Here is a 7758-nt window from a genome sequence, read left to right as displayed (position 1 = left end):
CAGAAGACGATCCAAACCATTATCAGCCGTCAGGCGACCTGTCCGATATGCACCCTGGCGGCCATGGGAACACGAGCGGCCACGACCTCTTCGACGGGCTCGCGATCGACACCAGCCACCTAGGCGCATCTCGGGGAGACCAGGGGGCGCTGGGATCGCGGCGGGCTCGGGAAAAGGCTTGGGCGCTGGCGTGGGCTCGATCGATGGATCCGAGGGGAGCGGCGAAAGCGTGACAGGGACGTCCATGCTCCCGCCCTTGCACGCCGTGAAAACGGCGCGCCCGTCCCGGTACCCCGTCAGGCTCGCGCGGATCTCGTGCTCGCCGGGCATGGCGAATATAAAAAATCCCGTGCGATGTTTCGGATTGATCGGCTCGCCGTCGAGCGTGGTCCGTTCCGGCGCATGCGAAATCGTGACGTCCAACATGCAGACCACAGCCCGCGCCGCGTCGTAAGCGGTCTTGAACTGCTCGCGCTCTACCGGCCTCGCACGCCAATCACGGTTGACGGCGTCATGGAGCAGATGGGCCGCCCGTGCAGGCTTTCCCAGCTTGACGAGCACGATCCCGAGCCGGCCGGCGATCAACGGATCCGGCCGGATGTTCAATGCCTCCGAATAAGCGAGCACTGCATCCGCCATCCGTCCGGAGGCCCGCGCCCGGTCGCCTCGCTGCACGTACTCCCCGAACCGGGCTTCCTCCGCGGCGGCTCGGATCGCCTCGGGATTCAGCTCGTGAACCGGGGGCGCGTCGTCCGCCGACGAGGGCGCAGCAAGCCCGAGGACCCCGAGGAACGCGACGATCGCGACGCAGCCCGTCCGCATGACGAAACTCTAGACAAACCGAGCAAAAGCAGCAAGGGGTTCGTGAAAGACGAACCCCGGGACGATAACGCGCGGCTATTGCCCCTCTTTGGGGTCGTAGGTCTTCACCCCGCGGAAAAGCCTGTCGAGCGCCTCTTCTGCCTCGGGCGTCAAGGTTGGCAGAGGTGCGGGGGCCGGAGGAGCACGGCGGACGGGAGCCGGATCCGGGTCCTGAGCAAGGGCGGGCACAGGGGGCTTGATGGAGGCGACGGGCTCTTGTACCTGGTCGCGGAAGATGACCAGCACGTACGGCGCGAGATGAAGGTGGCGAACTTGCGGCGCATCGTCCGACGGGAGCAACCAGGCAGCAACGGCCGCCCCTCCGACGAGCAGGCCCACCAATGGCGCCCAAACCGTCCCGACAATCTTGTCCGGCGACCACGGGAGCCAAGGGAGGAGCCGGCGCCTGGACGACCCCTCGAACGATTCTCCGCCCGACGATCCGCGCCACCAACGGTCGGAAAGGAAGAGAAGCAGCAGCGGAAGGACACCGCGCCTGTCGCGGTCGCGCTCACACAGCGCCGCGTAGAGCCGCATACGCGCTTCGCAGGCAGCATTCCGCGCCGAGGTCACCGAAATGCCGAGCGATCGAGCGATTGTCTCGTGTGACTTTTCTTCGATGTCGTAACCAATAAAGGCGGCGCGTTGCCGCGGGGTCAGCTTGGCAAGCGCGTCCTGTAGGAACCGAAGGAACTCCGCGCGCTCGGCCGCAACCTCGGGCGAGACGTTGGGAGACACGATCTCCTCGGGGGAGACGTCCCCGCCCGATGCGTGGCGCTTCTCGCGACGTAGGTACTTGCAGGCCAGCCGCGCCGTGATGACGAACAGCCAGGGGCGCAGCTCGTCGTCCGGGATGTCCGCGCCCGTGCGGCATGTCGCGGCCTCCCACAAGACGTCCTGCGTGATGTCGTCACGATCGGCTGGGGAACTCACCCAGCGGCCCGTCCATGCGAAGATGACGGGACGGAGCGCCGCGAGCGCGGCGAGACGCGGACGGGAACCAGAGGGGGGATCGGGGGAGACGTGCGCGAGACTGGTCACGCTGGCTATATGTCTACCACGCGGGCAAACATACCGACGGGGCCGGTCGATTTTTGCTGACCGTGGATGGTTCCTCACACAACGCCTGATCGGACGAGGGGGCGCACCGGCGATAAGGATGTACGCTTACACGTCTCCGTTCGTCATCGGCCCGTGAGGATGGCCGCCAGCTCGATGCCGCTGCATTTCGCCACGCGAGCGGCAAACTCGACAGACGGCCTTATTTCACGACGGCAGACGCCCATGATGTATTTCATCGGGAATCCAAGCAGATCCGCCGCCTCTTGCGGTGTGCGCTGGCGGAGATAGGCGTCCAGACACACGAGCGTCCGATCGCGCTGCTCGTCGGTCAGCACGGCGGGAACACTCACCGGATCCTCTTCTTGGTCCGGGCTCGCCCGCTCCTTCACATGCGTCGTCGGAACGTCCTCTTGATCGCCATCAAGCGCGGCATCCATGCTCCCTCCATCGGTCGTGTGGTGTCACCGGCCCGAGGTGGTTGCGCCGCACTCAGCGCGCAAGCAGAGGTGACCATTTGCGGCGCAACCACCTCGGGCCGGCGACAAAGCCCACCCGAGCCGAACGGAGGCGCCTTTTCGACCAGGTGGACCACCGTTCGGCCGGGATGGGGAGAGAGGGCAGACGTCCCCCTCACGACGAGCCCCCATGCGAGCGCATCGCAAGCGGCGAGGTTCGCCGTCTCCACTCTCTACATGCTCGGTCGGGAGGTGGTTGTTAGCGCGGCCGGGTCGATTTGTGGGAGATGGGCCTACCAACCGCAAGAACGTGACCCCGAGGGGGGCGCCGTCGAGCACGACCGCGCCGAGCGCGCCCGAAGCGTCGAGAGCGCTCCGAGGGCTGCGCCGTGCGTGCTCACTCGCAACCCGTCGACTCTGGATCGCGATCGTCCGGGGTCGCCCACCTCGACTCGGGCAAACCATTGTGAATCCCGCGCTGACGGCTGCCCCAAGCATTAGCGAGGTCGTCGGGTACGTTGTCCCGACGGCCGCTCAGGGGATAATAACATCCATCCTGTTCCGGAACGGAAGCAATAGCCAGATAGTGGACGTCACTGTCGCTGTTGTTTAGCAACGAATGCGCTATTCCCGTCCCTGCGCACAGCGCAACGCAATCACCCGGCCTCAGTTGGTAGAGTTCGCCATCGAGCCACACGTCGGGCTCACCACTGATAATGTAGATGAACTCCTCGCGCATGGTATGGGCATGAGGCGACGACGATCGGTGCCCCGGAGGGAGGATCTCGTGCTGAATACGCAATTGCCGGAGGCCCGCTGATTCCGTGAGGTCCGCGACGGAACCCAGTGGCTCGCCCGTTGAAATGATCTTGGCTGTTCGGCGCGGGATGTCCGATTGATTGGTGATGAATTCGGGGCGTTTCATTGGTGCGATGGCGCATCATCGCACAGGCGGGCACAGTTGTCGAGCGTTCAGTTTGCCGCGGTCATCTGTCCGCGCTCATCGACGAGAAAATGCTCGACTTTGAAGTTGTCGAGGGTGGCTCCAAACTTGGCGTAGAGCCCGATATGCTTGGGATCGGAATAAGCCTCCTTCTTCGTGCTGAAGAATTCGAGGTCATACCAGGCGACGCCGAAGCGAACCTGCAAATCGCGAATCATCACCTTGGCCCAATCCCACGGGTTCTCGGTGTTCGCTGCGAACCGGCGATCCGATTCTTCCAAATGGCGGACGCACGATTCGAGGTCCTCTTTGCTCGTGAGCGTGATTTCGACCTTCGTGAATGCGCGGAGGACCTTTCCGGCGGCTTGGCGACGCCCGCCTTCCTCGCCGGGAAGAATGACCCGCCATCCATCCTCGGTCGTATACGGCACGAATGCGTCAGGCTGCCCGATCCCCATAACATCCGAGGCAAGCTCTTTCGATTGCATGCGCGGTCTCCTTTTCGCCCTCGAATGGGCGGATCGCTATTCTACGCCTTTGGATCCGCAGATCGAGGGAAAACCGCGCCGCGCATCGATAGCACACCTGAGGGCTACGCCGTCGGGGCGTGCGGGGTGCGCATGTCAAGAGGGCTGCGCGCCGCGAGCACGAACGCGCCCGAGCGCGCAAGGGGAGATCCCCCGCGCCGCGCATTGTCCCGCGTGTGACGTGTGATCACTGGTCCGTGTGATCGGATCACACGGACCAGTGATCACACGTCACACGGAAGCGCCCCCTTCCGCCTCTTGACTGCGTGATGGCCGTTGACACGTGCGCGCGGATCCGTGCGCGCACGATCGCGCCGAGCGCCGGAACGTCATCCTGTGCGCCGTCTCAGGATCGGCCGCTCTTACTGTAATAACCCGCCCCGTGGGTATCGTAATAACGGGTACCGTTCGCGTGTCTTGAAAACCTCGCATTGCGTCATTTGGACGAAACATCGAGGAACACCGCTCTAACACTTGGAAGGACCGGGAATCAATGGCGAAAGCGCCGGGCATCGTGGCGGAACTCTGGCCGGAGTGCCCCGCCCCAGAGGTGCGTTCTGTGAGAACACGCGCAGTCGTTCGGGAACCATCTAGAATCATTCCGGAAAGCGTCGTTCTGCCGAAATGTACTCTACGTAGAGTACATCCCGCTGAAAGCGCCGGGATCGTGGCCCTTCCGCGCATTTTGACGCGCCCCCGTCGAGGGCTGCGCCGGGGGATGTACTCCGCGCGGAGTACATTCGTCCGGCCGTGCGCCCTTGCGCCTTGCGTTGCACGGGAACGGCCCAGTAGCCTTCCTCCATGGCGCTTGACTTGAAAACGAGGAAACGGGGCGCGCGCATCGATCCGAGCCTGGTCCTAGCGGGAGGCGCAATCGTGGCCGGGCTTCTCATGAAGGACCGGAGCAGGCGAGCCGCCGTGAAGGAGGTTGCAAAGGGCGCGCTTCGCTCGGCGATTGCAGCGCTAAAGGCCGAACGCGCGCCAGCGCTTCCGCGCAAGGTCGAGGGCGATCCGGCGTTCGTGCGAGCCCTGGAGCGGGCCAAGCGTGCGCCGTCGAGCAAGACCACGCCGAGCGCCCCCAGGGATGCGCCGTCGAGCACGACCGCGCCGAGCGCCGAGCGCCCCCCGAGGGCTGCGCCGTTTGTGGCGAGGGCTGCGCTGTCGATGGTCTACGCGCCGAGCACGTGTGAACCGGGCGAGATCGCGCCGCTTGCGTGCCGGGAAAACTCAAAATCGCGGGCGCGGAGCCGGCGGAGCGCGATTTGTTCGGCAGTGGAACGCGGAACGCGTGCGCCGAACGTCGAGCGCACCCCGAGGGCTTCGCCGCGCCGAGCATGCGCGCCGAGCGTCGAGCACGCCCCGAGGGGCGCGCCGTCCCCCCGTTTTCCGCACCGGAGAACAGCGCGCCGATCCGGGCCTTCTGCCTACATGTCACGCGGTTACGTATGGATCGAGGGCCACGTATCTTTGGCGAAGAAACAAAAGCGGGCACGAGGGCCGCCTAGGGTGTCGCGCCGAGGGCCGCGAGGGCTGCGTCATCGAGCACGACCGCGCCGAGGGCCGCGAGGGCTGCGCCATCGAGCACGCGCGCCGAGCACCTAGCAGGCCGCGCAAGGCGCGAGGGCTGCGCCGTCAAGTGTGCGCCGTTCGATTCGGCTCCGTTCGGGCTTGCGACTTGCGCGTGCAAGTGGCTTGCGCCGCAAGCGCACGGCTCACAAGTGCCAAGCGCACGCACGCCCCTTGCGCCGAGCACGCGCCGAGCGTCGAGAGCGCCCCGAGGGCTGCGCGCCGCGACTCGCATGCGAGTCGCGCGATCCGCACCTTGCGAGCCGCTAGCGGGGCGAGGGCTGCGCCGTCGAGCACGACCACGCCGAGCGTCCAAGCCTCGCGGTTGTGTTGTCACGCATGTCTCGCGGTCATGTGTCTCGCGAGACATGCGCGCGCGTGACAACCGAGACAAGAAACACGCGCGCCGAGCGTCGCGCCCCCTTGACACGCGTCGCGAGGGCTGCGCCGTGCGCCTGTGCGTCGCGTCGAGCGCCGGGAGGGCTGCGCCGTCGAGCACGATCGCGCCGAGTGTCGAGAGCACCTTTTTCGTGCCAGGGCCGATTTCGTGCCATGGCACGAACTAGCCCGTCGAGCACGACCGCGCCAAGTGTCGAGAGCGCCCCGAGGGCTGCGCCGTGTGCCCGTGCGTCGCGCCGAGCGTCGCGAGGGCTGCGCCGTCGAGCCCGACCGCGCCGAGCGCGACTTACGATAAGTCGCGGCGCGCCGCGGTGTGCTGGGTGTGCTGATCGGTCCACTGTGCCACGACACACCGACAGAGCGGGACACACTGCGCGCCGAGCGGGACGCTTAGCGTAAGCGGTCCACGCGAGGGGACCGCCCGAGCGGGCGCGGTCCCTCACACGCTCACGCAAGGCGCGCTCTCACGCGTGAGACTGCGCCCGCGTGAGCTTGAGAGCGCTGTGCCGTCGAGCCCGACCGCGCCGAGCGCCCCGAGGGGGGCTACTCGCATGCGAGTGGCGGCGCCGCGCCTAGCGAGTCTTCCGTGGGACGGCTGCGCCGAGCGGTGCGAGGGCTGCGCCGTGGGTTCGTCGTGCCGCGCCTCGCGAGGCTACACCGTGGGTTCGTCGCGCCGCGCCTCGCGAGGAGCTGTGCCGTCGAGCACGCGTGATGACGCAAGCGAGCGTCACCCCCGAGGGTTGACGCGGCTGACGATGGGCGTGTACGCTGGCCATCATGAGACAGATCGCACTCGCGCTCCTCACACTCTCGCTTGCAGCCTGCTGCAACCTCGGGAAGAAGTCGCCGCCCTCGTCAGAGTCGTCGGAGAGCGGAACGGCAGCCAATTCCGCATCCACCGCGCCAACGCCAGCGCCAGCCGCGCCCGCGCGAGACTTCACGGGTCGACCGTCTTTAATGGTTTCGGCCAAAGACGTCCTCGACGAATATAAGAACAATGAGGTGCGCGCCGACGGCAAATTTAAAGACAAGATTGTCCAGATTCGCGGTAAAGTCGGGGACGTAAAAAAGGACATCACGGATAGTATTTACGTTACCGTGGGAACGGGTGCAACGCTGGAAATTCCGGAGGTCCAGTGCTTCGTAAAAGACGGTGAGGCCAAGGCAGCGGCGGCATTGAATAAGGGGGAGGATGTTACGGTAATCGGGCGCGTCGACGGGCTGTTAATGAACGTCCTTGTCAAGGATTGTGTCATCAATCCTAACATGAAGCTCTGCGATCGTATGCGTGTTGCATTGGGCGGCCCTGGCGAATGTAAAGCGGGCGAATTAACTGCGTTGCACATGCCCGACAAGACCGAAATTGCCGTTGTTTGCGTCGCAGAAAAGGAAAAGTTCGACAAGGTTACGACTAGCGCTTCGCTCAAAACCACAGACAATCGGGCGTCGCTTGTTTCATCGTCGCAATCGCTCTGCATGGCGATCATGGCTACCGAAAAGGGCCCCATACCGCAGCCCTTGATCGATAAGGTCCAGAAAGCTCTCGACACCCTATAAAATTTTCTGTGCCGCGTAGATTGCGCCGAGCGTCGAGCACGCCCCGAGGGCTCGCCGCCCGTCCCGTCGAGTACGCCCCGAGGGCTGCCCGTCGAGCACGATCGCGCCGAGCGTCGCGAGGGCTGCGCCTAGACGCACACGCGCTCGGTGCTCCTACGCCTGAGACTGCGTGGCGCGAAATCGCCCGGATCCACACGCGGGATCGAGCACGGCCGCGCCGAGCGCCGAGAGCGCCCCGAGGGCTGCGCCGTGCGCCTCCACCTAGCACTACTCTGCCATCCTGACCGCTCATACCCGCCACCTGACGCGTGACGAGCTGGATCTGCCGGCATCGGCTGTCTGCCATCGCGAAAAATTTGGCCCAGCGGTTCGCCTTGCGCTGGTTTGT

At 65.4% G+C, this 7758-nt stretch carries 5 protein-coding genes and 1 pseudogene; 1 reads left to right on the top strand and 5 read right to left on the bottom strand.

Going from position 1 to position 7758, the window contains the following annotated elements; all coding sequences use genetic code 11:
- The 5 genes and pseudogenes from QHF83_RS52315 to QHF83_RS52295 form a co-directional block, all read right to left on the bottom strand.
- Positions 1 to 639 (bottom strand): annotated as a pseudogene (locus tag QHF83_RS52315) (hypothetical protein); the annotation flags it as partial.
- A 258-nt stretch (positions 640 to 897) separates the two neighbouring features.
- On the bottom strand, positions 898 to 1902 hold the full coding sequence (locus QHF83_RS52310) for a sigma-70 family RNA polymerase sigma factor (protein ID WP_282425696.1): 1005 nt from the start codon (positions 1900 to 1902) through the stop codon (positions 898 to 900).
- A 143-nt stretch (positions 1903 to 2045) separates the two neighbouring features.
- Positions 2046 to 2360, bottom strand: a complete 315-nt coding sequence (locus tag QHF83_RS52305) for a hypothetical protein (RefSeq protein WP_282425695.1) — start codon at positions 2358 to 2360, stop codon at positions 2046 to 2048.
- A gap of 415 nt (positions 2361 to 2775) precedes the next feature.
- Positions 2776 to 3303 (bottom strand): cupin domain-containing protein, encoded by a 528-nt coding sequence (locus tag QHF83_RS52300; RefSeq protein ID WP_282425694.1) that lies wholly within the window; start codon positions 3301 to 3303, stop codon positions 2776 to 2778.
- Between the two features lie 47 nt (positions 3304 to 3350).
- On the bottom strand, positions 3351 to 3809 hold the full coding sequence (locus tag QHF83_RS52295) for a hypothetical protein (protein WP_282425693.1): 459 nt from the start codon (positions 3807 to 3809) through the stop codon (positions 3351 to 3353).
- Positions 3810 to 6590: 2781 nt separating this feature from the next.
- Here QHF83_RS52295 and QHF83_RS52290 point away from each other — a divergent pair.
- On the top strand, positions 6591 to 7370 hold the full coding sequence (locus tag QHF83_RS52290; RefSeq protein ID WP_282425692.1) for a hypothetical protein: 780 nt from the start codon (positions 6591 to 6593) through the stop codon (positions 7368 to 7370).
- Positions 7371 to 7758 lie beyond the last annotated feature (388 nt).

This window comes from Polyangium sp. 15x6, assembly GCF_029960785.1.
In the GTDB taxonomy this organism is placed as follows: domain Bacteria; phylum Myxococcota_A; class Polyangia; order Polyangiales; family Polyangiaceae; genus Polyangium.
The sequence above is the reverse complement of the archived record's forward strand: the minus strand, read 5'-3'. Positions and strand labels throughout refer to the sequence as shown.

Excerpts from the sequence above, each read along its gene's own strand:
- QHF83_RS52305 (WP_282425695.1), bottom strand. The coding sequence starts at position 2,360 with ATGGATGCCGCGCTTGATGGCGATCAAGAGGACGTTCCGACGACGCAT.
- QHF83_RS52300 (WP_282425694.1), bottom strand. The coding sequence starts at position 3,303 with ATGAAACGCCCCGAATTCATCACCAATCAATCGGACATCCCGCGCCGA.
- QHF83_RS52295 (WP_282425693.1), bottom strand. The coding sequence starts at position 3,809 with ATGCAATCGAAAGAGCTTGCCTCGGATGTTATGGGGATCGGGCAGCCT.
- QHF83_RS52290 (WP_282425692.1), top strand. The coding sequence starts at position 6,591 with ATGAGACAGATCGCACTCGCGCTCCTCACACTCTCGCTTGCAGCCTGC.